This window comes from Candidatus Kaelpia imicola, from assembly GCA_030765505.1.
In the GTDB taxonomy this organism is placed as follows: domain Bacteria; phylum Omnitrophota; class Gorgyraeia; order Kaelpiales; family Kaelpiaceae; genus Kaelpia; species Kaelpia imicola.
Genome location: JAVCCL010000022.1, coordinates 1 through 3,099 on the forward strand (window position 1 = coordinate 1; position 3,099 = coordinate 3,099).

Genomic DNA, 3,099 nt, shown 5'->3' on the forward strand with positions numbered 1-3,099 from the left:
GCCCTTCTTTTTTTATAATCCTCAAAACAAACATTGATGCATCTTTTATCTATTAGCTCTTCTCATACTTTCTGATAGTATTATACGACAAACAAAAACCCCTTGCAACATAGATAACTACAGAGTGTTAAATATAAAAACTCCCCGTGCAAATATTAGTTATAATATCCTCTCTGATTTCCTGGATCTATGAATGCATACTACTTAAACAGTTATATAAGATTATATGCCCATTCAGAGATACTTTTCTATCAGCATTATCGCGGTAGCGAAAGAGGCTCGAACTTGTATTTAATAGACTGATGGCTTTCAGAGGGCCTGCCTGCCGACGAGGCAGGGTGCAAAAATTAAGAGAACCAGGCTAAAAGGTGGTAAATTTGTCCAATTTTGTCCGGCATTTTGGAGAGTCAATTTGCATAACTCTTTTACTTTAAAACAGTTACAAGATGTCCAGTCTTATTAGGTGGACATTTAGCTATAAAATGAGTAAATTTTTGCACGGATAGAAACGGCGGTCTATTTTCCATTCTTTAATTTCTCAGGATGATGCCTTACAACTTCTGCTTGAACCATGTAGATCACGTCTTCTGCGATAGTTGATGCACAGTATCTATAATATTCTCGGCATATTCACGTGCATCCTGAATTTCCTACTCTTTGGTTTTTTCCTCGTATTCCATGTTTTGCCTCCATTAGCAAAAGGAATTAACCCTTGTTTAAATCTCGGTTTTAACTTTTATGTGTTCTTTTGCATTCTTTAATTTTTGGGAAAATTTGTCTTTCTTAAATGCTGAAGTCCATTTTTTCATAGTGGTCCATCCACCAAAACGAACCATTGCATTACGCCAAGGCTGATACCATCGTTTCCATTCTGATTTAATATTATACACAAAGAAAAGCAAGGCGGGAAAAGACAGTATATGCACACCTATCATAAACATATATTTAAACTGATAAAACTTCCCCATGATTTTTCTAATTGAATCTAACATCTGTTCAGCAGTCATCGGCTCGTCAGGCTCGAAAAGTGGAAAATTCCCATCGTAATACTCCCATCCTACATCTGCAATTGGATAAATTCTATTTTCTTGCTTGAGCCGATTGGTTAATTCTGTTCCAGGTAATGGCACTGGCAATAAGACCTGTATAGTATCTATTTTGGCTTTGCGGATAAAATTCTTAAAACGCTTTATTCTTACCGAAGCCGCCATTTTAAATTCTACATCTTTGGTCAACGGATAGCCAAAAATAAACATTCCATGAATTAAAAATCCAAACTTATGAAATACTCTTGTTAATGATATCATCTCCTCTGGTTTTGTTAGTTTATGCATTGCATGTAATTCTTCTTCAATCGGTGACTCATAGCCGATTGCTACGGTATTAATGCCCGCTTGCCGCATAGCAAAGAGAAGCTCTGTATCTTTAGCTTTATCTAATCGTATTTGAACGGTTGTATCCAACCTTCTGCCAATATCTTCCTGGTAACTCTTAAGCATCTTACAAAACCGCACTGTTTCATCACGTTGCTGCCCAAAAAGGTCATCAACAATAAAGAAGTGTCTCGCATCCTTTGTCTCTAAGAGAAACTTTATTGATTCAAGCAGTCGTTCAGCAGTGGCATATCTGGGTTTGCCCTTAACAGTGCAAAACTCGCACTGCATGCCACAGCCACGTATTCTCTCAACAGGATAAATTTTAATTTTAGCATATCGAACCAAGGAAAAATCAGGTAAAGGTAATTTATCAAAATCAGTCAATAACTGCCTCTCTGGGGTATAAATAATCTTTCCATTGTTTAAATAAGCAATGCCTTTGACATTATTGACATCTCGCTTACTTTGCAAGGCTTCAAGAAGTTCCTTAATGGTTTCTTCTCCTTCACCAATAACCACATAATCAATACATGAAGCTAATACTTCAGGTATATTTTCTTCAATAAAATGCTGCCCTCCTGCTATAGTCACTATTCCCTTATCTTTATAGAACTGTGCTATTCTGTAAAGCTGAGGAATAGTGCTTGTCAATCCACCATAGAATCCAACAACATCTGCTGGTCTCAATTCCTGCAAAAAATCATGATTAGCTCTACCTGTATTACTTCTGGGACCATATCGACGAAGATTATTTTCATCAATTACTTCAACATCCCATCCTTCCATCTCATTGACAGAGGTGGCAACGCAAATCGGTCCCAAAGCCGTAGTCTTATTGGCTATATACGAATAAATATTAAACGCAGGAAAAGCAGGAATTACAATTCTGAATCTATGTCTTTTTTTCGATAGGTCAAACACAATTTATACCTCGGAAAAACTAATCTAATTACAAATTAATTTCTATATTTTTTATTATACTCCAAATAAAAAAAATCCCAAATAACATTTACTTGGGATTTTTTAAGTAGTATTTCTCGTTTATAACCTGCTGCAATTAAATAAACTATATAAAGACTCCCCGTATAAACATTAGATATAACACTATCTCTGAGTATTATACATATAAAAAGGTACTATACAACCGAAAATATAGGAATAATACGCTAATCAGAGATATAGTTTTAGTGGTATTATCGCGGTCCCCGTGCAAATATTAGTTATAATATCCTCTCTGAATTCATAGACCTGTAAATAGCTGTTATATAGCCCAATATCTGAGTATATATGCCAATCAGAGAGGTTGTTTTAGCAGTATTATCGCGGTGGCGTGAAAGGCTCGAACTTGTATTTAACAGACTAATGATTGTGGAAGAATGTAAAAATTAAGAAAATAAGGCTAAAAAATGGTAAATTTGTCCGATTTTGTCCGGTATTTTGGAGAGTCAATTTGCATAACTCTTTTGTTCATAAATAGTTACAAGATGTCCAGCCTTATGGGGTGGACATTTAGCTAAAACGGTACAATTTCAAAGGAGGAAACATGCCAGCTATACACCTCCCCGTGTTGGACGAGTTATGCAACTGGATGTATATAGAAAAGACTGAAGAACTCTATAAAGAATTAGTTTCTTTACATTGTTCCATTGCCCAATAAATCTTTATTATTATTTCTTCGCAATACTCACATTAACAGCGCTTGCACCTTTGGGAGTTTTTTCAA

1 protein-coding gene is annotated in these 3,099 nt (G+C 35.6%); it reads right to left on the reverse strand.

The genetic code is table 11. From position 1 onward, the window contains the following. Positions 1-716 precede the first annotated feature (716 nt). A complete protein-coding gene (locus P9L98_03820; protein ID MDP8216429.1) occupies positions 717-2,297 on the reverse strand; it encodes a radical SAM protein in 1,581 nt (526 codons plus the stop codon). Positions 2,298-3,099: the final 802 nt, after the last annotated feature.